This window comes from Paenibacillus sp. 1_12 (assembly GCF_900114475.1).
Taxonomy (GTDB): domain Bacteria; phylum Bacillota; class Bacilli; order Paenibacillales; family NBRC-103111; genus Paenibacillus_S.
Window position 1 is genome coordinate 122006 of sequence record NZ_FOTE01000005.1, and the last position, 25303, is coordinate 147308.

A 25303-nucleotide genomic window follows, 5' to 3' on the forward strand; every position below is an offset into this window, starting at 1 on the left:
TCGAAGTCATACCAAAAGGAATCTAATGGATTTATTATACCACACGATTAAATATAGAACACTTGTTCTTATTATGCAAAAATAAAAGCTCCGCTATCCTTTTCAGAGGACACGGAGCCATAAATTCATCTTTATAACCTTCTTATAAATCTTTTCTCTGAAATATCCACATCCCAAGCCCAAGAGCCGCCAAGGTATAACAAGCGGTATATAGCAAAAAAAGGTTTGTTGGCTCCTGACCGAATCCGAACGGTCCCAGCGATTGATTAATATTCATCAAACCTGTTATATCCGATAATGAGAACATTTCAGACAGCATTCGCTGTTGAATGGAATCCGCAGGCATAACCAAGGACATCAGCCCCGCTATCGTTTTGAGCGGCTGTAGAGAGGCATCCCTTCGCAGTAAGCTTCCAGATACCTTTTCTATCATTCCACCCAACCAACCCGATCCAAACAGCATGGTCATAAATACGCCATTACCAAGTGCGGAAAACAGACATGAGCCGAGCATAGATACCGATACCAGCAAGGGCACAACCCATGCAAAAAGCACAAATGACTTCAAGAGGAGCAGCCAGTCCAAAGGAATCGCTGCATGATAACGCGCTACGAGCATAATAGAAACAAATAGCAGAAGAGCATAACCAATCCCCAGTGTAACGTAGCCGATCCATCTGCCTGCGTACCAGCGCCATCTGGTTATAGGCCGCGGAAGCAGAGCAAGCAGTACTCCTTGCTCTGCTTCACCCGCTACAGAAGAAAAGGAACTGAATATCGATAGAAAAGCGGTTACGAAGGAGCCAAAGAAAAATCCAAGTGCAAGAATCATCGTACCCATCCTGAAACGTTCAATTAGATAGGAAATCGATTGTTCTGTCCCAGCTCCATATGTCCGCAGATCTCCACCAATCGTTTGCGCTACGAACCAAAAAGCCACCATGAACACTGTAGTCATCAGTAACGTTAATAGCATCACACGTTTGCGCAGCATTACTTTCCAGGTCATAGCAATAATCGTTGTCAACTGTGCTCCCCCCTATGACTGATTCCGGTGAGCGCACCTACAAACCACTCATCCAAACGGGCTTTCACTTTATGTACTTCATATAAGGTCAGCCCCTGCTCTACGACCAGATTGTTCAACCAGCCGATCTGCTCGTCATCTTCAAGCTCTGCTTCCAGCCAAACGAGATCACCCTCCGAATCAGAGGGATGGTCCACCTGTACGATTGACAATCCGGTATTCTCCACAAGCCAAGTTAATAAAAACGGCGTAAATCCGCCGACGCGCAAGCGCCAACGGATCGATTCCTGCAAAACCTCTGCAACCGTACCTGTTTGCATGATGTCACCATTATTCAATAAGGCAACACGGTCACACAACAGCTCGACATCCTCAAGCAAATGCGAGTTAAGAAAAATAGTTTTCCCTTGACTGCGCAACCGCTGCAGCATCATTCTTACTTCATTACGGCCTATCGGATCAAGTGCCGAAGAGGGCTCATCAAGAAAAATAATCTGTGGATCATTGACCATAGCGCAAGCCAAACCCAGACGCTGCTGCATACCTTTTGAATAATGCTTCACACGATCTCGCCCGCGAAGGCCAATTCCCACTTCATCAAGCAGCCGTTTGATAGACGGCTTGGATTCCGAATCCTTCATTCCGCATAGTCGGGCATGAAGCTGTAATACTTCCTCACCGCTCAGCCATTCCTGATAGCGGTAAAGCTCGGGCAAGTAACCGATATGTCTGCGTGCCTCCAAAGAGCCTATAGGCTCTCCGAGAATAAATGCACGACCTCCACTTGGACGAATTAATCCAACCAGCATTTTAACAAATGTACTTTTACCAGCTCCATTCGGACCGAGGAATCCAAATGCCTCACCCTGACCAATCTGAATCGTAATGTCGCGGCAGCCGCGGCCGTTGCCGTAATCCTTCGTCAAGCCTCTTGCATCTACTACAGCATTTTTCATAATTTAGTCAGCTCTGTTGCTTGATCAAGTAGGGCTTGACGGCTTGCAAATACTTCTTGCCCGCCATTCAATGTAAATAATTGACCATTTTTCACCCACGTTGCCATATAATTAACATACCTTCCTGTGCTAATTGTCGTAACAATAACATCAAGGTTATTCAGTTTTAATTTCTCCGACTGACCGTTAGTAACGACTGGCAGCGGAACGGTTCCCCCGCTTAGCACATTCGTTTGCTGCAGGCTTTCCTTCAAACTATCAGGCAAAAGTGGGAAGTGAAGAACTGCATCATACGCTTCGGCTAACGGGATTCCTGGATCTACGATGAGAACCGGTACCGGCTGCTGTGTAAATGAGTAACCTGGGCGTTCCTTTGCACTTGTATAAATATGCACGGATTCACCAATTTCAAGCGTGATCGGCTTACCGTCAATCGATTGTGGAAGCAGCTTTTTGGCTCCCAGGCGACTCATGGTTTTGTTCACTTCATCTACCTTCAGCTTGAGTGTAATTGCATTGGATGGGGAGATATGCAGCTTTTGCTCCTTGGCATCCCAATCCTTTGGAACAACGATACTGCGTCCCAGCAGCTTGGAGCCTTCAACAGCAGTCAGATCGCCCGATTTATTGCCAGAAACCTGTGTAAAGTCACCAAACTTATTGACGGATTCACGAGTTTCTCCTTTAGTGGCACTGTAAAAAAGCTGCAAATCATTTTCATCCACAACAGTAATCTGCTGCATACGGAATTTGTTCAATATGGAGGCAAGCGCCTCATTTCCTATTGGTGTAGCGATAACGCCAACCAATAGGCATGCTGCTGTTGCGATGCAAATTCGTTTATTGTTGCGGCGTACCCAACTGCTGAAGGCTCCTGCACGTTTTTGCATCTTCATTTCCCCAGTCGATCGCATGACATCCGACTCATTCAAAGCTGTTTGAATGGTGTTTAGTGGCGTTTGTATCGCTTGTCCTCCTGTAAGCGTCTGAGCCTGTTGAGTTTCCTGCTCATACCCCTCTGCAGCTTCCTGACTACGATCAACTGCTGCTCTTTGCCCTAAAAGCAACCATTCCGGTTGTTCGTCCTCTTCTTCAAGGGCTGCTTGCAGCCTCGCCCAGGCAGCGTTCGTCATTTCCTGTTCATCCTTCGGATCATTCGCTTTGGATGGTTTGAATCTTGTCAACAGCTTTCGCCTCCTTGATAGTTCACATTTCTAGATTTTCTGTTCAATAAATTATGCTTTTATGGATTATCCTTCAACCTTCAATCAGGTATGCGTACGTGCTTCTGCGTGTCGTTTAAGCTTGGCGGTTGCCCTGTTTAACAAAGTTCCTACGAGCGGCGGATTTACTTGCAACTGCTCTGCTATTTCAGCATAACTATATCCGGAGTAGCGAAGCAGCAGCGCACTGCGGTCACGCTCAGACAGCTGATCCAGCCAATCACGAACTTCCTCCTGATCCAACTGGCGAATAAAGGTCTGTTCGTTCGATGCACTCAGTTGTTCGGTAGTCTGCATATACTGCTCTTGTTTTTCCTGGAGCTTTCGCTCACGTGCTTGTTTATTCAAATAATCGTAACCAATACGAGTCAGCACACGATGCAGCCATGCACCAATAACTTTTGGCTCCTCAGGTGGATTGCGATACAATCTGAGAAAAACCTCCTGTGCCAAGTCCTCTGCTATAGCTTCGTCACGCACAAGTGCCACCAGCTTTCGGCGCACAGACGGATAATGGGTATGAAAAACTTCTTTAAAGTAATCGTTTGTAGGATGTTGCAATCGATTATCCTCCTTTCAGCTGCAGCTATATATAAGACGAGCGCCAAGCTTAATTTGTATCCATTCTTCAAAAAACAAATAAAGTATCGCTCACCTCAGCCTGAGCTGATCTTGCACATGATGATAAGTAACGCCAAACAGACTCCTCTGTCAAAGAGCAGCCTGCTGTGAGTGCTTATAGAAAAATCACCATGTATTATACATAACCATTTCATACAATTACAAGATATCGTATTGATGTATTAGTTACTATACCTTTTATTGAATCGCTATTCATGCCTTAATCCTGCGTTTTTTCCTTATTCATTTGATATCCAAACGGTTTTAGACGCATAAGACTCCCTTTTGCCTATAGGCTGACGCATATCCGGATAACCAATATAGATGAGACCTACCAGCTCTTCCGACTCGGTAAGTCCAAAGGCCTGCTTCATACGATTGTGATACATCGGATCACCTGAACGCCAAACTGCGCCTAAACCCAAAGCATGTGCAGCAAGCAGCATATTTTGTGCAGCTGAATGGGCAGCAGCAAACTCCTCCATTCGGTTAACCTTAGGCGATGTGGATGGGGATACGGCAATTGCGATTACCAGCGGAGCACGAAAAGCCTTCGCTCTTGACTTGCTTCGAATCGACTCCAGCTCCTCGGGTTCCAGTCCTTGAGCATCCTCTGTAGCAATATCCGCATAAGCTTGACCCAGCACACCTCTACCTTCACCTGTCAGCACAAAAAAACGCCAAGGTTCTGTCATATGGTGACTAGGCGCCCAGGCAGCCACTTCGAGCAATAGTTCAATCTGTTCGCGATCAATCGGATCCTGCTTAACTCTCCCGATACTGCGCCTTTCTCGAATTGCTTCCCATATGTTCATCGAAATTTCGATCGATTGTTTCATCTTAAATCCTCCCTTAATATGTAAACTCGATTTTGCAAACCTCTTAGCTGGCACCATGAAGGAATCAGCACCTTCATTTGAGAATGATTATCAATATAATCTATTATATAAGTCCTATCCTTATAATTCAACCGTTATCTATAGCTAACGCTCTCCAAAGATTACTTCTCATATTTAAAAAAAAAACCGCCGCTCTCCAAATGAAAGCGACGGCTTATATTCATCTTATTTACTTCTCACTTCAAAGATAGCAAACTTCAAATAATGACCTTCATCTACACCCAGTATACGCGGGTGATCTTTGCCTGCTGCCCGAAACTCAATCAACCTAAGAATTTTTTTAGCGTCCACTGCCGCTGCATGAATAGCTTCAAGAAATAAATCCGGTTTCATATGATAGGAACAGCTTGCTGTAACGAGATATCCACCTTCATTGACAAGCTTCATCCCGTGCAGGTTGATATCCTTATATCCCCTGATTGCACCTTCGACAGCGGTTCTTGTCTTGGCAAAGGCAGGTGGATCCAAAATGACGACATCCCAGGTTCGACCGCCTGACTGCAGTGGTTGAGAAGTATCAAGCTTCTTGCGATCGGCAAGAGACCTCTCCTGCCGATCATCCAATCCCTTCGTCTGTGTGCGCAAATATTCAAATGCATCGGCGACCACGAACTCCACACGATCCTCGAATCCATTAAGCTGGACATTGTTTCGGGCACTTTCTATCGCATGCTCGGAAATGTCTAGGCAGGTTACTTTCTTGGCGCCATATTTGCAAGCATTCAAGGTAAAACTGCCTGTATGGGAGAAGCACTCCAATACCGTCGCACCATCCCAGAGGGGAAAGGTTACAGCTTTGCCGTTGGCATTGACTGGAGTCTTCACAAGCGCACCAGAGCCATCCGGGTCAGGCAGTTCCTTTAATTCGATGCCGCTGCGCTTACCCCAGCCAACCATCAATGGGGCTATAGCCGCACGGTTTTCGCGCTGATCGAAGAAATAGCCGGTTTTTTGGCCCTCCATAATGTCGATCTCCAAGCTCAGCCCATTTTCCATGATTCGAACATGTCTTGGACACTCGCCATACAATAAGCCTTTTTGCTGCTGTAATCCCTCCAGTTCGCGGACTGACACATCACTGCGTTCATAAATCCCTGATGGTTGAACGACTTCAACCAAAGCAGAAATGATCTCTTCGCGTACTCGATCCATACCCAGCGTCAGCAGTTGGACGACAAGAACATCCTCAAAACGGTCCACGATCAGCCCTGGCAGCCTGTCCGCTTCTCCATATACAAGTCTGTACGAACGTGCACCGGGCACAAAACGCTCTCGATGCTCCAAACAAATTTTAAATTTCTCTACAAAAAAAGCATGCGTCATTTTCTCCAGCGGTTCATACGAAACGATCCTCACCACGATTTGCGAGGATGGGTTCCAATAGCCAGTAGCCAGATATTGTCCGTTATGCGCATGTACAGAAAGCAATTGACCTGCAACAGGCTCGCCTTCGGTTCGTTCTACTTCGGACTGAAAAATCCACGGATGTCCCGCTTCAAGCCGTTTTTTACGTTTTTTATCCAAATATACGGCAGCCATTCGGGGCCTCCTGTTCCTGAATACATCTGTTATCATTGATTAGTTAATAAGACGACGAGCTTGAAGTTCCTTTCATAATTGCAACACCAGAGCTGGTTCCCAAACGTGTTGCTCCAGCCTCGATCATGTTCAGAGCTGTTTCCAAATCACGGACAGCACCGGAAGCCTTTACCCCTATAGACGCCGATACGTTTGCACGCATCAAGCGGATATCCTCAACCAAAGCGCCACCAGCTCCAAATCCAGTTGAAGTTTTTACATAATGCGCTCCCGCTTCTTCAGAAAGTCGGCAGGCTGTGATCTTTTGCTGCTCATTCAAAAAGCCTGTTTCAAAAATCACCTTCACGATAGCGCGGCCCTCTACTGCCTTCACCACGCCGCGGATATCCTCACGAACTGCGTCCTCGTTACCTTCAAGCAATTGTCCAACCTGCAGTACCATATCGATTTCTGAAGCACCAGCCTCAACCGCTTTGGCTGCTTCGTATGCCTTGACTGCTGGATCGCTTGCACCTAATGGAAAGCCGCATACCACACTGATCCCCACACTGCTTCCTGCGAGTGCTTTTTTACAAAAAGGCACCCAAACCCCGTTCACACAAACACTGTAAAAACCATACTCCATCGCTTCTTCACATAGCTTTTGCACAGCTGAGGACGTAGCGTCAGCTTTTAAAAGCGTATGATCGATATAAGACGGCAATTGCTTTTGATCAAATTGAAACCCTTCTTTTCCGCTCATGCAATCCACCCCGGTTTCTTATAAAATGTTTTAGAAAAAAGAAAGACTTCACTCTTATACCAGAATGAAATCCTCCGTTCTATCTGCATGCTCAAATACTTACCTTAACCGATAGCCCGTACTATTTCCGGCCTTTGCACCAGTTCCCCGCGACATTCGTTGACTCCGGCTTCCACAATCTTAACTTGACAAATAGTACCGATGGACTCCTTGCTGCCTTCATACACAACCTGCAAATAGTTGTCCGAATAACCCATAATGATGCTATCTGCCCGGCCTTTATTGCCGTTCTCCGGAATTACATCCAATACATGACCGACGAACTTCTGTGCATAGGTCAATTGCATGTGCTCAGACAAATCAATCAGCTCATGGACACGAGTATTTTTCAACTCTTCATCCACTTGATCCTCCATGCGAGCAGCAGGCGTTCCCGTTCTTTGGGAATAAGGGAACACGTGCATTTCGGAGAACTGCATCTGCTCCATAAACCGTTTGCCATTCATGAACATTTCGTCCGTCTCACCAGGGAAACCAACAATCACATCCGTAGTAATCGCGACGTCTGGCATAATTTCACGAATTCGTCTAATCTTCTCACCAAACTCAGCGGTTGTATATTTACGGCGCATTCTCGCCAACACCTGATCATCGCCGGCTTGAAGCGGAATATGCAGGTGACGGCACATTTTGTCCGAGTTTTTCAATACATCCAGCACTTCATCCGTGATTTGGCTCGCTTCAATGGAAGAGATACGAATGCGTTTCAGCCCTTGTACCTTGTCCAAATCCCAGAGCAGCTTCGCCAGACTGTAATTCTCAATATCCTCACCATAGCCGCCCGTATGGATACCTGTCAGCACAATCTCCTGATACCCTGCATCAACAAGCATTCTGGCCTGCTTCAACACACTCTGCGGCTCTCTGCTGCGCATGAGTCCACGCGACCAAGGGATAATACAGAACGTACAGAAGTTGTTGCAGCCCTCCTGAATTTTTAGAAAAGCTCTGGTGTGATCCGCAAAATCCGGTACATCCAGCTCTTCGAACTGACGGGTTTTCATAATATTGCGAACCGCATTAATCGGCTGACGCTCCTGAACCAGCTGCTGCACATACGGTATGATTTTATCCCGATCCTGCGTACCAATGACCAAATCAACACCCGGTATCGCCAAAATTTCCGCAGGAGACGTTTGTGCATAACAGCCAGTTACAGCAACAATGGCTTCAGGATTACGTCGAATCGCACGTCGGATCATCTGTCTACTTTTTTTATCGCCCGTATTGGTTACCGTACAAGTATTAATGACATATATGTCTGCGGAAGCTTCAAAATCAATCTGCTCATAGCCTTCGTGCTTAAATAGCTGCCAGATCGCTTCCGTATCATAAAAATTCACTTTACAGCCTAATGTATGAAATGCTACTGTAGGCATTCTCAAATTCCTCCCATCTCACCGGATTCGTACAAAATACAGGTTAAGCCGACCATCGCAGCCGTTTCTGTTCGCAAAATACGTTTTCCCAAGCTGATCGAACGGCACCCTGCCGCCTCCGCTGCTTCAATCTCTCGTTCACTAAAGCCACCCTCTGGCCCTACAATGAGCAGCAGCTTTATTTTGTTAGTTCCAGTCCCATCTTCGTGTCTATTGGACAAGGCCGCTTGAATTTGCTGTCTCAGCTGCAAGCCATTTTCTTTCTCATAACAAATCCAGGCCGCATCAGCCAATTCAGCCTGCTGAAGCAAAGCTTTCCAGGATAAAGGAGTGTCCACTACGGGAACACGATTGCGATGGGCCTGCTCAGCCGCTTCCTTGGCAATTTTTTGCCAGCGTTCAACACGCTTACCTTCTTTTTTGGCATCAAGCTGGACTACCGTCCGTTCCGATATAAAAGGAATGAACCGGGCAGCACCGATTTCCGTACCTTTTTGGATAACGGTCTCCATCTTATCGCCCTTTGGCAAGCTTTGCGCAATCCATACTTCAACGTCTGCCTCATGGTTCATCGGCAGCAGTTCAATAATATCCGCTATGACTTGATCTTTATCCAACTGCCGAATACGCACTAAGGCCTCACGGCTTTCACCATCGCTGACGATAACCTGCTCGCCTTCTTTTGCCCGCATAACTCTGACCAAATGATGGGCGTCATCGCCGGAAATCGTAACCATGGATTCAGTAAACTGCTCAGGTGCAATAAAATAACGCTGCATGTGCTTCTCTACTTTCTATTTTACAAAATATCAACCTACATCATACTATGATTAGCTGCAAAAATCTACACTATTCGACCTCGGTTACATGCGCAGCACAGCGCCTCCAAAGATGTGTACGGCAACCCAATTAAATGCAGCAAGAATGGTCCATTGAAATTCAAATATCGGTCCAATCGTCACATTCCGAATCGGCGGTATAAAGAACATAAGCAGGATTGCGTAAAACAGCCATTGCTGATAGGATCTCATCTTTTCCGCCCAAGTACGCGGCAGCAGATCCTCCAAAATCCGGTAACCATCAAGCGGCGGAAAAGGAATCAGATTCAGAATGAACAGGAAAATATTTTGCATGATCATCAGGCTGAAAAATAATTTAATGGCTTTTACCGTTCCGACAGAAAAACCGTCAATGACATGACCCTGAAGCAGCGCGTAAAATATGATTAAACTGATGAAAGCCAGCACCAAATTGCTCAACGGACCTACCAGAGAAACAATAATGCCCATGACCCGCGGACTTTTGAAACGGGCTCGATTGACGAGTACCGGCTTCGCCCAGCCCACACCGATCACAAGGAAAAAGATCATCCCCAGCCAATCGATATGTGACCGCGGATTCAGTGTTACCCTGCCCATAGAACGAGGTGTCTCATCTCCAAAACGGGTTGCAACGATCGCATGGGAAAATTCGTGAACCGTAAAGCCTATTAATAAAACAAGGAAAACAAATGGCATTTGATCAACAGGAAATGCTAAAAAATTACTAAAATCCATATACTCACCTACAGCTTTCTAGCTATTATAACGACCCAGTCTTGGTCCTCAACCCGTTCTGTAACGGTAAAGCCGACGGCTGTAAGTCCTTGCTCCACAAGCTCTGCTTTGCTGCTGATCACACCGGAAACGACATAAACGCCTCCTTGCTCCAATACATCATACACTTCCTGAACGAACAAAAGAATAATTTCAGCCAAAATATTGGCAACTACGACCTGTACAGGTACACGTACACCAAGAGCTGAGGCTTTTTCAATGTCACCTGATGCACTCTCATTCAAAACCTGAAGCAAATCACTTTGCTTGACCGTAATTCGATTTGCAAGGCCATTAAGCGTCGTGTTATCCAAGGCACTCTCTACCGCAACAGGGTCCAAATCGACTGCTAGCACATGGCGAGCACCCAGCTTGGCCGCAGCTATCGATAGTATGCCTGAACCCGTTCCGACATCAATTACATCGTCGCCTTCTTTGATCACGGTTTCCAATGCACGCAGGCACAGTGAGGTTGTTGCATGAGTTCCCGTTCCAAAGGCCATTCCCGGATCTAGCTCAATGATCAGCTCTTCTGCTTCCGGTGTATATTCCTCCCAGGTCGGCTTTATCGTCAGACGCTCGGAAATCCGCACTGGCTTAAAATATTGTTTCCACGCATCCGCCCAATCCTCATCATCAACTTCCTTCAGCCCGAAAGTCGGATTACCCGTGTCAATATCATACTCGCTTAATTGAGCCACGGACGCCTGCAGCTTTTCCATCACATCTGCCATATCAACATCTTTGGAAAAGTACCCCTGAATCACCGCAAATCCCTCCGGAATATCATTCAAAGGCCGATCATACAGCTGCCCGAACGATGTATCCCGTTCTTTGTTCAACGTCCCCGACTCTTCAATCGATACGCCTCCAGCACCTAACTCATGAATAAAATTTGAAACCATTTCAATTGCCTCTTCGGTTGTATTAACCGTTACCTCATGCCACCGCATGTTTGAATCCTCCCTTGAGCTTTGCACGGCAAAGCTTTCTTCGTAGAACTGTTCTGTTGTTTGTGTATTGGCAAAACCAGCATCGCAAGCATTATTAGCTTTAGCTTTGAGCAGCAAATCTCTCGAATGCACATTGTTCCCAGTATACAACACTTCGGCACAACAAAAAAGCTTCCATCTAGGAAGCTCTGTCTATTAGTTACACGACACCACCACCACTGCGAATCACTCGTAGTGCCTGTTCATAACTCATCTCATCAATAAGTACCGTTAAAAGGGTATCCAACCTGCCATCCCCGTTAGAAATGGTACTCTCTCTTTCAAAGCTAGCGGTGTTTACCATCTCGGTATCTGCATTATGCTCAGCTGATGTACTCCACTCCATTGCCTCATTAGAAACAAGATTGGAGCCCAGCTGTTTTATTTGCATATCCCTCACCCGTAATGCATTAAGCTTTGAAATAATACTTTGAGCTTCGGCAGGCGAATGAAAATAGGCCTGCATGCTTTTTTCAGCCAAGCTGCCTCCTCCTCACAACATCAAATTAGGATTCCTGTCGCTTATCTGCCTCGGCAGCACGATCTACTGCATTCTTATCGTTTTCATCCGCAAACTCACTACTATAATCTACATCTTCTTTTTTGGCGATAGGTAACTGGTTTCTCGTTGATTTTTCATCTTTTTGCTGCTTTGCCATTTGTTTTCCCTACTTTCATCTCTCAATTGGTATCCGTTACACCTCATTATTGTTTACCAAGTCCATTTAACTATACAAAAAAAGCACATCAAGCTGAAATCCGCCTGAGGTGCTACTGTAAATGTATTCTACAATTTCATTGCGTATATGGTTATCATTCACCTAAAATAGCTTTTTTCACTTTTTCGAAAAAGGATTGATTCTGCTCGTGTGTATGTTCACCACTTTGTCGTGAAAATTCACGCAGCAGTTCTCTTTGCTCTTCATTCAGGCTGGTTGGTGTTACAATAATAACCTTGACATGCTGGTCGCCTTGACCATAGCCGCGCAAACGAGGAACGCCTTTCCCTTTTAAACGGAAATAGGTGTCTGTTTGGGTACCGGCAGGGATTTTCAGCTTGACTTTCTCGGTCAACGTCGGAATCTCAATTTCATCTCCGAGTGCAGCCTGAGTAAACGTAAGCGGAATTTCGCAATAAATATCATCATTTTCACGTTCAAAGAAGTCATGTGGTTTTACGCGAATGACAACATACAGATCACCTGCAGGACCACCCTTGGAGCCGGCTTCACCTTCACCAGTCACACGCAGCTGTGCGCCATCATCTACCCCGGCAGGGATGTTCAGATGAATCGTACGCTGCTTCTTCACTTTACCTGCACCATGGCAGGTTCCGCATTTGTCCTTGATCGTTTGGCCTTGACCATTACAAGCTGAACAAACGCGACGGTTCACGATTCTGCCGAACGCCGTGTTTTGCACGACCTCCTGCTGCCCGCTTCCTTTACAAACTGTACATGTATCAGGCTTCGTTCCAGGCTTCGCCCCATTACCATGACACGTGTCACAAGTTTCCGTACGTGGAATTTGAATATCCATTTCCTTGCCAAATACCGCTTCCTTGAACTCGATCGTCATCGTATACTGCAGATCGTTACCACGCTGCGGTGCATTCGGATTACGTCGTTGTCCTCCACCTTGACCACCGAAGAACATATCGAACAAATCGCCAAAGCCTCCGCCAAAATCGGCACCGCCTCCGCCGCCCATGCCCTGATTCGGATCTACGTGACCGAAGCGGTCATATTGCGCTTTTTTCTGATCATCGCCCAATACATCATACGCTTCTTTGGCTTCCTTGAACTTGCTTTCCGCATCCGCTGCTTTATTCACATCGGGATGATACTGGCGAGCCATTTGGCGATATGCTTTTTTGATCTCGTCCTGCGAGGCATTCTTGCTTAGTCCAAGAACCTCGTAATAATCACGTTTACTCATCGTTCCACTCCTATTCTTCTAACCACAAACGGAAAGTCAAAGCCTGTAAACGGCTTTGACCTTCATCTTGCCTATGTTTTTCAAGAATAAATTAAGGCTTTTTGTTCTCGTCAACAACCTCGTAGTCAGCATCTACTACGTTGTCTTTTTTAGCTGAATCGGCATTTCCCTGAGCATCTGGCTGGCCAGCTTGCTCTTGTTGAGCAGCCTGCTCATACAGCTTCACGGAAAGCTGTTGAACGATCTCCGTCAGTTCGTCAGTTGCTGCTTTGATTTCGTCCAGGTTGTCGCCTTCCAGCGCTTTTTTAACTTTTTCCTTGCCTTCGTTCGCTTTGTCGATTTCAGCCTGATCTACCTTGTCTCCAAGATCCTTGATCGTTTTATCTACGGAATAAACCAATTGATCTGCTGTGTTGCGTGCTTCAACAAGCTCTTTACGCTTACGATCTTCGTCTGCATTAGCTTCTGCATCTTTCATCATACGATCAATTTCCTCATCCGACAAGCCACTGGAAGAAGTTATAGTAATTTTGTGACTTTTGCCTGTTCCTTTATCTGTTGCATTAACATTAACAATCCCGTTGGAGTCAATGTCAAAGGTAACTTCAATTTGCGGAATACCGCGCGGAGCAGGAGGAATATCACCAAGCATAAAACGGCCCAATGTTTTATTGTCATTAGCCATAGCGCGTTCACCTTGAAGCACATGAATTTCTACGCTTGGCTGATTATCTGCATAAGTTGTATAAACTTGAGATTTCGTAGTAGGAATCGTCGTATTCCGATCGATCATCTTAGTAAATACGCCACCTGCTGTTTCAATACCCAATGATAATGGAGTTACATCCAGCAATACGATGTCTTTTACATCACCAGTCAGTACGCCCGCTTGGATCGCTGCACCAAGTGCAACAACTTCATCCGGGTTCACGCCTTTGGATGGATCTTTACCGATTAGACGTTTAACCGCTTCTTGTACGGCAGGAATCCGTGTGGAGCCACCAACCAGAACCACTTTATCAATTTGGTTAGCTGATAAACCAGCATCACTCAATGCTTGACGTGTTGGTCCTAAAGTTCTTTCTACCAAAGCAGATGTAATTTCATCGAACTTGGCACGAGTCAGGTTGATCTCCAAATGCTGAGGAACTCCGTCTACTACCGTAATAAACGGCAAGGAAATCGTAGTTGTCAATACACCGGAAAGCTCTTTCTTCGCTTTTTCTGCGGCATCCTTCAAGCGTTGTACAGCAGCTTTATCCTTGCTCAGGTCGATACCTTGCTCTTTTTTAAATTCAGCTACCAAATGATTGATAACCAATTGGTCAAAGTCGTCACCACCTAGACGGTTGTCACCGCTAGTTGCTTTAACTTCAAAGATTCCATCCCCCAACTCCAGGATCGAAACGTCAAAAGTACCGCCGCCGAGGTCATAAACCAGGATCGTATGGTCTTCGGATCTCTCAATACCGTATGCAAGTGCAGATGCAGTTGGTTCATTAACGATACGAAGAACCTCAAGACCTGCGATTTTACCAGCGTCCTTAGTAGCTTGACGTTGGCTATCATTAAAGTATGCAGGAACGGTAATAACCGCTTGCGATACTGAAGTTCCCAGATAAGCCTCAGCGTCCGCTTTCAACTTTTGCAGAATAATTGCGGAAATTTCCTGAGGTGTATAGTCAGTGCCGTCAATGGTTTCTTTATGATTCGTACCAATGTGGCGTTTGATCGAGCTGATAGTACGATCCGGGTTCGTAATTGCTTGACGTTTAGCAGTTTCTCCAACGATCCGTTCGCCGTCTTTCTTGAAGCCTACAACAGATGGTGTTGTACGATTGCCTTCAGCGTTAGGGATAACAACGGCTTCGCCGCCTTCCATTACCGCTACGCAAGAGTTAGTTGTTCCTAAGTCAATTCCGATTACTTTACTCATATTAATGAACCTCCTAATAGTTTTTACGCCAGTAAAAGCTGGCTTCGTTAGCATTCGCTTAGTTTTCCACCAAAAAAGAGGCTTCATAAGCATTTGCATTTGCAGATGATAGATAGATCGTTCGATTGCTCACGAACACAATAACTATACAAACAGTCCGCATTCCTACGGTTATGCTTTTTTAGATACTGGAATGAATTCTTGTTTAATAAATCCTAAGAGCTTACTTGAACCATTGCCGGGCGCAGCACCCGATCTTTGAGCAGGTAGCCTTTTTGAATTTCACTTACAACAATACCCTCTTCATGCTCATCAGAATCAACTTGCATAATGGCTTGATGGAACTCTGGATTAAATGGCTGTCCGATGGATTCCATTTGCTTCAGGCCTTCACCTGAAAGGGCTTGGTCCAGCTGACGGTAGATCATATCTACACCCTTCAGCAAAGCTTCATAATCATTGCCTTCTCTGCCTGCAGCCAGAGCGCGTTCAAAGTTATCCATAACAGGTAAAAGCTGCTCAATAACCTTTTGGGAGGCGTATTTCGCAAACTCCTCCTTCTCTAGACGGGTTCTTCTTCTAAAGTTGTCATAATCAGCTTGTGTCCGTAAAGAACGTTGGTAGTTTTCTTCCGATTGTTGGCGGAGCTGCAGCAGCTCCTGTTCTTGAGGATCAGCTTGCTCGGATTGAGCCGCTTCATTATCAAAGGAAGTGTTAACTGTTTCTTCGGTATATTTAGCATCTGCTTGCTCAGCATCTGCGTTACCTTCAAATGGTTTTTTTTGTTCTGTACTCAATGTCTGTCACCTCCTTAATCGAATCTACTTGACTCTATATTAACCATGCATGTGAGCTTTAAGCAAGTTTGGACTTCCACTCACGATGCTGATGGGTAGCTACTCTTCTGCGCGCGGCTTCATCTTGATGACTGTATGTATACGCAGAATGGCAGCCGCAACCTCACCAGCAGCATGCAGCGCATGCAATTTCACATCAGCCGGATCGACAATGCCATATTCAAGCATATCGATAATCGTGCCATTATCACAATTCACACCCAATGAATCCGAACCGGAAGCGATTTGCGCTGCTTTGACTTCCTCCACCTTTTCCAGTGGATTGTAACCCGCATTCACAACAATTTGGGCAAGTGGCTTACGTAAGGCTTGGGCAACAGCTGTAATCCCGAAGCCCTCCATCCCTTGGACGGTCTCACGCAGGCGGTCCAATTCATAAGCAGCAGACAATTCTGCAGCACCACCGCCAGGCAAGCACCCGCCGCGCAGCGCAGCCTGCATGGCAGCTGCAGCATCCTTGGCGATACGCAGACGCTCGCCAACTACCTCGCTCGTGCTTGCGCCTACAATAACGGTCACCTGCGCGCGTCCTTTGCCTTCGGATATGCGAACACATTCCAGACGCTCGTCGTAGGATACTCGACCAGCGTAGCCCAGATAACCGGCAAGCTCATTCGCCGGTTTATACAATCCGCTGCGGCGTATAGGACGAGCTTCGGTATACTCGCATACGAGTCGAAGCTCGCGGCGCGGAACCCGCTGCACGACCATGATTCCGTGGTCGGTGCAGAACTGCTCTGCTTCCGCGTTGACTCCGCGGTCAGCGAGAATAAGACCGATCTTCAGCTCGACTAGCTTGTCGAGCGACTGACGAAATTGCTCCTTCAGCTGCATCTGCTTCTGAAAGCCCGCTTCAGTCATCAATGCTTCTTCATCAATGACTTCAGGCTCAAAAGCATCCTGAATAATCAGTACAGATGCGGGTACTGGCGGAAAATCGGTTTGTGTGTTAGCAGGTATCTTTTGTATAAGCAGCCCAGGCCATACCTCACTAACTGCTTTTTTATGAGAAATCACCACATCCGCAAAGCGGAAGCTGTCTTCTTGAAGCTTATTGGCGCCTAATTGATTTGCACCCTCAAGAATAAGCTTCGCCAAATCGGTATGCTCACGTCCGGCTATATAACCGATCCGGTACAGAAGCGGGTCATCCAAACCATTAATCATTCGGCTGCGCCTAGCAAGAAGCTTTATTGCAGCTGAAATTCCTTCTTGAATACCTTTGACGATTTTGGCAACGGGTACTCCCCTTGTCACCTGAGCTACGCCTTCTGCCACAAGGGCTCCAGCGAGCACAGTAGCTGTTGTAGTCCCATCGCCAACATGCTCTTGCTGTGAACGTGCAACCTGTATCAGTAAACGCGCAGCAGGGTGTGTAACGTCCATCTTTTCCAAAATGGTAACACCATCATTTGTAATGATTACCTCTCCCTGTGCACCCACGAGCATCGTATCAAGCCCTTTGGGACCAAGAGTTCCCTCAACAGCTGAGCAAATAGCTCGAATCGCCCCTGCATTGTTGAGTATAGTAGCAAACGCGTCATCGCCTTCGCTTGATATCGGCTTTACCGGATTCATTTGTACCATCGCTCCAAAACCAACGTCATATCTTTGGATAAATGAGTCAGCAGATTCATAACCTTGCCATAATCCATACGGGTTGGACCCAGAATACCTATTGTACCCAGATTTTTACCTTCAATCGTATAAGAAGCGGTAATCAAGCTGCAGTCATTGATCGCGGCCACCGAGTTCTCGCTGCCGATTCTCACCTGGATACCTGCTCCAGTTCCCGTAAACAGCTTCACCAAAGCGGGTGTTTCTGCCAGCAGATCGAGAATGTTTTTAACCTTTTCCATATCCCGAAATTCTGGCTGAGTCAGCATGTTCGTTGTGCCACCGAGAAATATTCGGTCTTCCTCACCCTGATCAATAACACTGTTAAGCATAGTAAGCAGTTCCTCATATCCTGACACATAGCTGCGCATTTCCTCTCCAATCTCTGTATAGAGCTTGGATTTGAATTGCAGCAAAGGGATGTTCTGCATACGTGCATTCAATAGATTGACGAACTTTTCAATTTCAGACATCGGAATGCCTTCAGGAATCGTCACGGTTTTGTTCTCAACCTGCCCGCTGTTCGTAACAATAATCGCAACTGCCGTCCGATCGCTCAAAGGCACGATCTGTAAGTGTCGCAGTGTTGTATTGAACATTTCGGGACCCATAACTATGGATGTATAATTCGTTAAGTTTGACAATATAGAGGCAACATGTTGAATGACTTGCTCCATTTCCTGCATTTTTTCAGCAAAAAACAGCTTTAACACATCGACCTCTTGATTGGCAATGCCGTAAGGAATCAGATGATCCACATAATAACGGTAGCCTTTGTGAGAAGGAATACGGCCTGCCGAAGTATGCGGCTGCTCTAGAAATCCCATTTCTTCCAAATCCGACATTTCATTACGTATCGTAGCAGGGCTGAATCCTACATTTCCTCGTTTGGAAATGCTTCTGGAGCCAACCGGTTCTGCCGAACGGATGTAGTCGTCTACGATGGCACTGAGAATTTGACGTTGGCGTTCGGTTAGCATGTTCAACCCTCCAAAGTTTTTAAAAGTGAAATGATCCTTCAATCAATCATGTTTGATTTCAGATGTTAGCACTCATATCTGTCGAGTGCTAATTCATAATACAAAAATAACAGACCCGGAGGTCTGTGTCAAGTCAATCCAGCCGCTTCAAAACGGCAATTTCGTCACAGCAGTGCTGCTTTTTACAATGAATACAGTCTCTCCATACTTTCTCGGGGAAAATTTCCTTCTCCACGACCGTAAAGCCGTTTCTTTCGAAGAACCTCACCTCATAAGTCAAAGCCATAACCTTAGGTATATGCTGAGCCCTCGCCTCTTCAATCAGAAAATCGACAAGCGCGTTTCCGATTCCCTGACCCTTGTAGCCCTGCGTTACCCCAAGCGAGCGGATCTCCACTAAATCTTGACCAAGACGGGTAAGAGAACCGCAACCAACCAAACGTTCCTCTATGAAAGCCACAACAAAGGTATCAATCTGTGCAATAAGCACCTCTCGGGACCTTGGCAGCATAATTCCTTGTTCCGCATATCCCTGTATAATATCAAATAAAATATCAACGTCCTCAGGCGTTGCCTTTCTGCACACAACAGTCATAGAAAAACCACCATTCACAAAAAAATTATTATGAATAAATATACAACAAAACGTATAAAATATCCATAAAAAATTTTGCTGCAAACTTTCTATTCTACCGGAATGCTTAAAAATTCACCGAATACCTCATTGCCCAATAATACACCCTTCTCGGTTAACTGGTATCCATCCTCCGTAGCAGCCAGCAGCTTTTGATCCATCAATTTATTCAAATGGCCGCCAAACACCGCTTCCAGCTCCAGACCAAATTGACGCCTGAAGTCAGTACGCTTCACACCACTCAACAACCTCAGACCTACCATCATAAAATCCTCAATCGCTTCCTGCTCGCTGATCGCATATTCCTCCAATAAAGGCCGACCCTTCTGTGTTGCATCAATATACGCCTGAACGCCTTTGATGTTCACATGTCGATTCCCATGCATATAGCCATGCGCCCCGGCTCCCAAACCGTAGTAGCTGCGGTTCAGCCAGTACATGCTGTTATGGCGGCTCTCCTTACCTGGTTTGGAAAAATTACTGATTTCGTATTGCGAATAGCCCGCCTCTTTCAATCGCTTCATAATCAGCAGGAACATATCCAACTCATCATCTTCATCAGGAAGAGGCAGCAGGTTCTTTTGATACAGATTGTGGAACAACGTGTTTTCCTCAACCTTAAGACCATAAATCGAATAGTGCGGCAGCCCCAGCGCAAGTGCTTTGTCCAGAGTATCATTCATAACGGGAACCGTCTGATTAGGCAGCCCAAACATTAAGTCGATCGACATATTCGTGAAGCCAACCTCCCGCGCATTCTCAATACTACGATATACATCATCAGTATTGTGAATCCGACCGATTCCTTCCAGCAGCGCATTATCGAACGATTGAACACCAAAGCTGATTCGATTCACGCCGCCCTCCTTCATGGCCTGCAGCTTTTCCTTGTCAGTGGTGCCTGGATTGGCCTCCATTGAAAATTCCAGCTCAGCAGACTTTTCAGGAAAATACGTGTGCACTCGTTTCAGGAAGCTTTCCATCTGATCTGGCAGCAATACGGTCGGTGTGCCCCCTCCAACGAATATCGTTTGGATTTCACCAGGTGGAATCAGCTTTACGGTTCGTTCCATTTCCCGCTCCAGCGCATCTAGATAGTCCATCACAGGCTGGCCTTTCAATATATAGGAATTAAAATCGCAATAGTGACACTTATTGGTACAAAATGGAATGTGTATATATAACGCTTGTGGTGTTTCTTCACGTTGAATCATCGGATATCTCCTTTCCATTACGACTGCACCATTTTAGCCGGTCGACCTTCAATGACGTCAAAAGCAGGTGCTTGACCAAGCACCTGCTCCCAGCGACTTACCAGCTACTCATCGAGTCTTAACACGGCCATGAACGCTTCTTGTGGTACTTCAACGTTACCAACCTGCTTCATCCGTTTTTTACCTTCTTTTTGCTTATCCAACAGCTTACGCTTACGGGAAATATCACCGCCGTAGCATTTGGCAAGTACGTTTTTACGCATCGCTTTAACGGTTTCACGAGAAATGATTTTTTGACCGATAGCTGCTTGAATAGGTACTTCAAACATTTGCCGCGGTATAAGCTCCTTCAGCTTTTCACAAATGATGCGTCCGCGATTGAAGGCGCGATCTCTATGCACGATGAAAGAAAGAGCATCCACCTGTTCGCCATTGAGCATGATGTCCATTTTGACCAGATTGGATTGCTTGTACCCTGACACTACATAGTCAAACGAAGCATAACCTTTCGTGCTTGATTTGAGTTGATCAAAAAAATCATATACAATCTCGGACAACGGAATGTTATATGAAAGCGTAACACGCGTAGTATCCAAATATTCCATATTTATAAATTCGCCACGTTTATTTTGACATAGCTCCATAATCGCGCCTACATAGTCATTAGGTACAATTACAGACGCCACTACGTAAGGCTCTTCCACATAATCGATTTTTCCTGTTTCTGGGAACATCGATGGATTGTCGATCGTTAGTACTTCACCGTTCGTCTGCGTCACTTTGAATATAACGCTTGGTGCTGTCGTTATTAACGGGATATTGAACTCACGCTCAATCCGCTCTTGAATAACATCCATGTGCAGCAAGCCGAGAAAGCCACAGCGGAAGCCGAAGCCCAGTGCCGTCGAGCTCTCGGGCTCAAAGCTTAACGAAGCATCATTCAGCTGCAGCTTGCCAAGCGCTTCACGAAGATCGTTATATTCCGTACTTTCAATCGGATACAAGCCGCAGAATACCATCGGATTGATCTTCCGGTAACCAGGAAGCGCCTCTAGTGCAGGATTTTTGGCATCTGTAACGGTATCCCCTACACGTGTATCGCCAACATGTTTAATCCCTGCGACTATGAAACCAACATCCCCGATATTCAATGTATCGACAATCGTCATTCTTGGCATAAAGGCCCCGACCTCGATGACCTCGAATACTTTTTCCGTAGCCATAAATTTAATCTTCGAGCCTGCTTTAATCGCTCCGTCCATGACACGAACATACACGATAACACCTTTATAAGGATCATAATGAGAGTCGAAAATAAGCGCCTTGAGCGGCTGATCCGTATCACCCGACGGTGCCGGAACTTTTTTGACCACCTGCTCCAAAATTTCCTTAATCCCGATGCCTGCCTTGGCAGATGCTAACACTGCCTCGCTTGTGTCCAGTCCAATTACATCCTCGATCTCCTGCTTGACCCGTTCAGGATCAGCACTCGGCAAATCGATTTTATTGATCACTGGTAAAATTTCAAGGTTGTTGTCCAATGCCAGATACACATTTGCCAGCGTTTGAGCTTCTATACCCTGTGCAGCATCTACAACTAGCAGCGCACCCTCACAGGCTGCAAGACTCCGCGACACCTCATACGTAAAGTCGACATGTCCGGGTGTATCGATTAAATTTAAAATATAGTTTTCCCCGTCATCTGCACGATACTCCAATCGAACGGCCTGCAGCTTAATGGTAATACCCCGCTCACGCTCCAGATCCATTTGATCCAGTACCTGTTCCTGCATTTCTCTAGATGAAAGAGCACCCGTATATTCCAATATCCGGTCGGCCAATGTCGATTTCCCGTGGTCGATATGGGCAATTATTGAAAAGTTTCTAATCATTTTCTGTCTGGCATGAATATCCATGTAAGTTGACCCTCACTAACCTGCAAATTTAACAATTCTTCTAATTATAGCAGGTGTGCGGTTATGCGGCAATGGAGTCCGGCATCGTAATCACATCCGTGGTTCTAAAGACTTCCGCTGGAGGCCATTAACAATCCGAGCTATGAGCATTCACTTAAGCGGTAATCGCCTCAAACAAAGCGACAATTCCCTGTATACCATAATGCGCCAGTATTTGCAGCAGGCCGCCAATCTTGTTTCCCAACCTTCCAACACCCGTTGCCTTACTGATTACAGCGCGTGTTTCTTCGACTTCCTCTTTCCCTTTCACGGCAATGTCTTGAGGCGCTTCATGAGTAGTCCCTTTATCAGGCTCGGCTTTTACCTGTATGTTTGCTGCCACATACGCAGGTTCCATCTTCTGGGTCGCCTCCATGACTACGGGCTTCTGATTGTTTACAACCCCGCGATTCGCCAGCACTATTCCCATAAATATGCAATAGCCGACCACAAACCCAATCACCATAAGCTTGATATCAAGCTTGTCCATTCTGCTGCTCCCCCATTACTTAACTTTCTGAAGCAATACTAACGTCCGTCAACCTTCTTCACGTTAAGTACGACCTCTGCGATGGCTGCTGCCAGCGCATCTGCAGTTCTGTAGCACTCTTCCAGGGAATTATCAACACCGCCCACCTCAATGAGCACACTATTCGCAGAAAAATTTTGATTATACACACCATTGCCTTCCGCCGCTTTCGCAAAAGATCCTTTGGAAATCCCCGGAAACTTAGCTTCAATAGCTTGATGAATTTGAGAAGCAAATTGTTCATTTTCCTTCCAATTCGGGTTTTTGCCTCCAATAATAAAATAAAGCTGCGCATAATCCTTCCCGTTGATCCGAACTGTCGTCTTTTCCCGTCTCTGTGAATCCCGATGAATGTCAAAATAGTATTTCAGATCCGGATGGGAGGAGCTTGCTTCCTGCAGCGTTTTTAATGAATATTTATAGGAAAAATAATAATTAAAGCCCTTTTCAATAGCAGGATAGTTTTTGTCAGAATGAACCGCTCCGATACCTTCTTGCTCCAGCTTTTGCGCTAATCGCAAACCAACCTTTGTCACGTTAGTCTGAGGATCGTAGGCCTTATCAGGATCCTTTACACCATCCAGCTCCGGTAAATAAGATTCCTGATTATGGGATTGATAAATAAAGGCGACATTTCTGCCTGCTGTTCGTGGAGGCTGAGCCGTCGGGGGGATCACCTTGGTCTCTCCTTGAGCCGTTTCGCCCACTTCTTGAAGTGGTGATGGATTGGCTGTAATGGAGCCTTCACCGCCTTCGCCATTTTTTGGAATAACGTCCGCCTTAGGTCCATAATCCTCAGGTCCGTCATCCCCTGTCTGCACTCCCTTGCGCAGCACAACCGAACGATCCTGAGACATACCAGGCATTTCACGGGAAATAAATGTTTTCGGATCTTTCCAATTCAAATCCGTAACAAGTGTAAATAGGAATCCCGAAACATTCGATTGCGAGAACGTAAATGTTTGACGATCTGTCTGCATATGCGGCATTTCCATCCCAAGCATGTCCAGAAAAAATCGGCTGGAAACCGATGAAGCCATACCCTTCATTGATGAGTTTGGTGTCGTATTCGTCAGTTTGGCTTGCACAAAGCCCAAGAGACCAAGTGCCGCAAAAAACATCATACACCCCATTAGAAGTGTGGTCATTATGCGAAAATATACAGCCAGACCTTGTCCTATTTTACGATATTTGTTTACATCCAAAGTAACCTCTGTCCATTTCAATTGTGCATCCTCCTCCACCCTGAAACCCGTCATGGATTTGTAGTTGTGCCCCACTCTCTAGTAACAAATCTATGAGCAGATGGTAGGATGTAGAACGAAAAGATTTCAATTCTCACTCTAGTAAGTCTCGAATAGTCTCTTATTCGTGAAATAATAGATACACAAATACATCAAACACCAAGCAGCGCGGTATTCAGGCCGCAGGCTTGGCGTTTGGTCATGACAATCGATTACAATCAAAAATGGACTAATGTGTATAGGCAGCTACATTGTTCATCCCAACCACTTCATGCAAGGCAGCATTCAGTCCGCTGGCAATAATATTAGCGATATCCTCAATAAACTCGTCAATTTCCTTTGGAGTTACCAACAAATCGTGCCCCAATGGACTTAAGACTTCCTTAACCAGCAGCAGCCGCTCATCTTCTTTCATTTGATCCAGCATGCCGAGAATTTCACCAGTATGAGCGGTCTGTTGTTGAAAGTGCTTATGCATCAGCTCAAATGCATTATTCACAATGGTAGAAGCGAATACAACGGTAGGCACTCCCACGGCAATGACAGGAACTCCAAGTGTGTCTAAGGTCAAGCCCTTGCGTTTGTTGCCAATTCCCGAGCCCGGATGAATGCCTGTATCGGCTATTTGGATAGTCGTATTCACTCTCTCCAGAGAGCGTGAGGCAAGTGCGTCGATGGCAATAACCAGATCGGGCTTCGATTTTTCAACGATTCCCTGTATGATTTCACCGGTTTCGATTCCCGTCGTGCCCAAAACTCCTGGTGCTATAGCGCTCACAGGACGGTATCCAGGGCTCACTTCTCCCGGCATCAGCTCAAAATAATGGCGAGTAACCATCACATTCTCCACAACTAGCGGCCCCAAGGCATCTGGAGTAACGTTCCAATTACCTAAACCAACGATCAGTACCTTGGACATGGAGCCGATCTGAAGCTTAGCCATAAAGGATTCGAACTCTTTGGCAAAGACGGCTGCTACTCGATCCTGAAGCACACTGTCTTTTTTCCTTAACTGAGGAACTTCTATGGTAATATAATGTCCAGGCAGCTTACCTAATGCAAGTGAACCTTCCTTAGACGTAATATCGGTGGTGCTAATTGTGATACCTTCATGCGTTTCGGATGACATATGAACACCGGGGATGGTCTGACCGGAGTTCGATGCCATATCATGCGCCTCCAAAGCCAAGTCCGTACGAATTGCATAAGCGCTTAAATCCATGCTGACATCTCCTTTTACATAGATATGCCCGTATAGTGTGTGAATGAACAGCCAGCCTTATGCAACAATTGTCGGAATCGTTACGGATTGATCTATTGCATTTTAAAATGGGTCGTGTTAGAATATCTAGAGTTGTCAACAAAA

General features: G+C 45.9%; 24 protein-coding genes. All 24 read right to left on the reverse strand.

Features of this window, described 5'->3' with window-relative positions; all coding sequences use genetic code 11:
• Positions 1–142: 142 nt before the first annotated feature.
• Positions 143–1027 carry an ABC transporter permease subunit gene (locus tag BM210_RS13155; protein WP_256223585.1) on the reverse strand — a complete coding sequence of 295 codons (885 nt, stop codon included), beginning with the start codon at positions 1025–1027 and terminating at the stop codon, positions 143–145.
• Positions 1024–1983: an ABC transporter ATP-binding protein gene (locus BM210_RS13160; RefSeq protein WP_091168752.1), complete on the reverse strand. Its 960-nt coding sequence runs from the start codon at positions 1981–1983 to the stop codon at positions 1024–1026. Before BM210_RS13160 ends, BM210_RS13155 begins: the two co-directional genes overlap by 4 nt.
• Positions 1980–3167 carry a hypothetical protein gene (locus tag BM210_RS13165; RefSeq protein ID WP_091168755.1) on the reverse strand — a complete coding sequence of 396 codons (1188 nt, stop codon included), beginning with the start codon at positions 3165–3167 and terminating at the stop codon, positions 1980–1982. The genes BM210_RS13160 and BM210_RS13165 overlap by 4 nt, the downstream gene beginning before the upstream one ends.
• 84 nt (positions 3168–3251) lie before the next feature.
• Positions 3252–3767 (reverse strand): sigma-70 family RNA polymerase sigma factor, encoded by a 516-nt coding sequence (locus BM210_RS13170; RefSeq protein WP_091168757.1) that lies wholly within the window; start codon positions 3765–3767, stop codon positions 3252–3254.
• 299 nt (positions 3768–4066) lie between these two features.
• A complete protein-coding gene (locus tag BM210_RS13175; RefSeq protein WP_256223587.1) occupies positions 4067–4666 on the reverse strand; it encodes a nitroreductase family protein in 600 nt (199 codons plus the stop codon).
• Between the two features lie 225 nt (positions 4667–4891).
• Entirely contained in the window at positions 4892–6265 is a 1374-nt protein-coding gene (locus tag BM210_RS13180; protein WP_091168760.1) for a class I SAM-dependent rRNA methyltransferase, read from the reverse strand.
• 43 nt (positions 6266–6308) lie between these two features.
• Positions 6309–7007 (reverse strand): deoxyribose-phosphate aldolase, encoded by a 699-nt coding sequence (gene deoC / locus BM210_RS13185; RefSeq protein ID WP_091168763.1) that lies wholly within the window; start codon positions 7005–7007, stop codon positions 6309–6311.
• Between the two features lie 104 nt (positions 7008–7111).
• Positions 7112–8446 carry a tRNA (N(6)-L-threonylcarbamoyladenosine(37)-C(2))-methylthiotransferase MtaB gene (mtaB, locus tag BM210_RS13190; RefSeq protein ID WP_091168766.1) on the reverse strand — a complete coding sequence of 445 codons (1335 nt, stop codon included), beginning with the start codon at positions 8444–8446 and terminating at the stop codon, positions 7112–7114.
• Positions 8447–8448: 2 nt separating this feature from the next.
• A complete protein-coding gene (locus BM210_RS13195; RefSeq protein WP_091168769.1) occupies positions 8449–9225 on the reverse strand; it encodes a 16S rRNA (uracil(1498)-N(3))-methyltransferase in 777 nt (258 codons plus the stop codon).
• Between the two features lie 84 nt (positions 9226–9309).
• A complete protein-coding gene (locus BM210_RS13200) occupies positions 9310–10002 on the reverse strand; it encodes a site-2 protease family protein (protein ID WP_091168772.1) in 693 nt (230 codons plus the stop codon).
• Between the two features lie 8 nt (positions 10003–10010).
• Entirely contained in the window at positions 10011–10994 is a 984-nt protein-coding gene (gene prmA, locus BM210_RS13205; protein WP_091169374.1) for a 50S ribosomal protein L11 methyltransferase, read from the reverse strand.
• A gap of 199 nt (positions 10995–11193) precedes the next feature.
• Positions 11194–11514: a hypothetical protein gene (locus BM210_RS13210; RefSeq protein WP_091168776.1), complete on the reverse strand. Its 321-nt coding sequence runs from the start codon at positions 11512–11514 to the stop codon at positions 11194–11196.
• Positions 11515–11539: 25 nt separating this feature from the next.
• Complete coding sequence (locus BM210_RS13215; RefSeq protein WP_091168777.1) at positions 11540–11692, reverse strand: YfhD family protein; 153 nt, start codon at positions 11690–11692, stop codon at positions 11540–11542.
• Between the two features lie 154 nt (positions 11693–11846).
• Entirely contained in the window at positions 11847–12971 is a 1125-nt protein-coding gene (dnaJ, locus tag BM210_RS13220; protein WP_091168780.1) for a molecular chaperone DnaJ, read from the reverse strand.
• 91 nt (positions 12972–13062) lie between these two features.
• A complete protein-coding gene (dnaK, locus tag BM210_RS13225) occupies positions 13063–14907 on the reverse strand; it encodes a molecular chaperone DnaK (RefSeq protein WP_091168783.1) in 1845 nt (614 codons plus the stop codon).
• A gap of 215 nt (positions 14908–15122) precedes the next feature.
• Entirely contained in the window at positions 15123–15704 is a 582-nt protein-coding gene (gene grpE / locus BM210_RS13230) for a nucleotide exchange factor GrpE (RefSeq protein ID WP_091168785.1), read from the reverse strand.
• 99 nt (positions 15705–15803) lie between these two features.
• Positions 15804–17342 (reverse strand): TCP-1/cpn60 chaperonin family protein, encoded by a 1539-nt coding sequence (locus BM210_RS13235; protein WP_091168788.1) that lies wholly within the window; start codon positions 17340–17342, stop codon positions 15804–15806.
• A complete protein-coding gene (gene hrcA, locus BM210_RS13240; protein ID WP_091168790.1) occupies positions 17339–18361 on the reverse strand; it encodes a heat-inducible transcriptional repressor HrcA in 1023 nt (340 codons plus the stop codon). Before hrcA ends, BM210_RS13235 begins: the two co-directional genes overlap by 4 nt.
• 133 nt (positions 18362–18494) lie before the next feature.
• Complete coding sequence (locus tag BM210_RS13245) at positions 18495–18956, reverse strand: N-acetyltransferase (protein ID WP_091168792.1); 462 nt, start codon at positions 18954–18956, stop codon at positions 18495–18497.
• A gap of 89 nt (positions 18957–19045) precedes the next feature.
• Entirely contained in the window at positions 19046–20209 is a 1164-nt protein-coding gene (hemW, locus tag BM210_RS13250; protein ID WP_091168795.1) for a radical SAM family heme chaperone HemW, read from the reverse strand.
• Positions 20210–20313: 104 nt separating this feature from the next.
• The gene (gene lepA / locus BM210_RS13255) at positions 20314–22125 is read right to left on the reverse strand and encodes a translation elongation factor 4 (RefSeq protein WP_091168798.1); all 1812 of its coding nucleotides are present in this window, start codon (positions 22123–22125) and stop codon (positions 20314–20316) included.
• Between the two features lie 154 nt (positions 22126–22279).
• A complete protein-coding gene (locus BM210_RS13260) occupies positions 22280–22654 on the reverse strand; it encodes a hypothetical protein (protein ID WP_091168800.1) in 375 nt (124 codons plus the stop codon).
• A 38-nt stretch (positions 22655–22692) separates the two neighbouring features.
• Positions 22693–23919, reverse strand: a complete 1227-nt coding sequence (locus tag BM210_RS13265) for a stage II sporulation protein P (protein ID WP_177237790.1) — start codon at positions 23917–23919, stop codon at positions 22693–22695.
• 247 nt (positions 23920–24166) lie between these two features.
• Positions 24167–25159 carry a GPR endopeptidase gene (gpr, locus tag BM210_RS13270; RefSeq protein WP_091168805.1) on the reverse strand — a complete coding sequence of 331 codons (993 nt, stop codon included), beginning with the start codon at positions 25157–25159 and terminating at the stop codon, positions 24167–24169.
• Positions 25160–25303: the final 144 nt, after the last annotated feature.

Coding starts and splice junctions, on each gene's coding strand:
- BM210_RS13160 (WP_091168752.1), bottom strand. CDS start 1,983: ATGAAAAATGCTGTAGTAGATGCAAGAGGCTTGACGAAGGATTACGGC.
- BM210_RS13175 (WP_256223587.1), bottom strand. CDS start 4,666: ATGAAACAATCGATCGAAATTTCGATGAACATATGGGAAGCAATTCGA.
- BM210_RS13180 (WP_091168760.1), bottom strand. CDS start 6,265: ATGGCTGCCGTATATTTGGATAAAAAACGTAAAAAACGGCTTGAAGCG.
- deoC (WP_091168763.1), bottom strand. CDS start 7,007: ATGAGCGGAAAAGAAGGGTTTCAATTTGATCAAAAGCAATTGCCGTCT.
- mtaB (WP_091168766.1), bottom strand. CDS start 8,446: ATGCCTACAGTAGCATTTCATACATTAGGCTGTAAAGTGAATTTTTAT.
- BM210_RS13195 (WP_091168769.1), bottom strand. CDS start 9,225: ATGCAGCGTTATTTTATTGCACCTGAGCAGTTTACTGAATCCATGGTT.
- BM210_RS13200 (WP_091168772.1), bottom strand. CDS start 10,002: ATGGATTTTAGTAATTTTTTAGCATTTCCTGTTGATCAAATGCCATTT.
- prmA (WP_091169374.1), bottom strand. CDS start 10,994: ATGCGGTGGCATGAGGTAACGGTTAATACAACCGAAGAGGCAATTGAA.
- BM210_RS13215 (WP_091168777.1), bottom strand. CDS start 11,692: ATGGCAAAGCAGCAAAAAGATGAAAAATCAACGAGAAACCAGTTACCT.
- dnaJ (WP_091168780.1), bottom strand. CDS start 12,971: ATGAGTAAACGTGATTATTACGAGGTTCTTGGACTAAGCAAGAATGCC.
- dnaK (WP_091168783.1), bottom strand. CDS start 14,907: ATGAGTAAAGTAATCGGAATTGACTTAGGAACAACTAACTCTTGCGTA.
- BM210_RS13235 (WP_091168788.1), bottom strand. CDS start 17,342: ATGAATCCGGTAAAGCCGATATCAAGCGAAGGCGATGACGCGTTTGCT.
- hrcA (WP_091168790.1), bottom strand. CDS start 18,361: ATGCTAACCGAACGCCAACGTCAAATTCTCAGTGCCATCGTAGACGAC.
- BM210_RS13245 (WP_091168792.1), bottom strand. CDS start 18,956: ATGACTGTTGTGTGCAGAAAGGCAACGCCTGAGGACGTTGATATTTTA.
- hemW (WP_091168795.1), bottom strand. CDS start 20,209: ATGATTCAACGTGAAGAAACACCACAAGCGTTATATATACACATTCCA.
- lepA (WP_091168798.1), bottom strand. CDS start 22,125: ATGGATATTCATGCCAGACAGAAAATGATTAGAAACTTTTCAATAATT.
- BM210_RS13260 (WP_091168800.1), bottom strand. CDS start 22,654: ATGGACAAGCTTGATATCAAGCTTATGGTGATTGGGTTTGTGGTCGGC.
- gpr (WP_091168805.1), bottom strand. CDS start 25,159: ATGGATTTAAGCGCTTATGCAATTCGTACGGACTTGGCTTTGGAGGCG.